Origin of the sequence: Ochrobactrum sp. SFR4 (genome assembly GCF_019730395.1) — a bacterium.
GTDB lineage: Bacteria > Pseudomonadota > Alphaproteobacteria > Rhizobiales > Rhizobiaceae > Pseudochrobactrum.
Genome location: NZ_JAAPBB010001036.1, coordinates 1 through 254 on the forward strand (window position 1 = coordinate 1; position 254 = coordinate 254).

1 protein-coding gene is annotated in these 254 nt (G+C 46.1%); it reads right to left on the reverse strand.

The window, feature by feature from the left end; genetic code table 11:
- A partial coding sequence (locus HBA93_RS22205; protein WP_221724684.1) for a hypothetical protein occupies nt 1–254 on the reverse strand: 254 nt, incomplete at both ends.

The following is a 254-nucleotide window of genomic DNA, read 5'->3' on the forward strand; positions in this document are numbered from 1 at the left end:
ATCCGGTCAAAGATTGCACTAAGTTGGATGATGCAGAGATGGTTTCCGCATCATTTGACTCCGCCATTTGACGCTGCCCATAGACAATCATAGCGCGTGCAGAAGTAATGATCTGTTCTGGCGTACCGTACTCAATGATAGTGCTGAGAGCAGCATGGCGATCTTTAAGTTCGGTATATGACTCGGTAAAATACCTTTGCTGTAAGTTTGCCTGGGTGCTGAAGCGCACAAACATCAAGGCTGCAAACTCAATT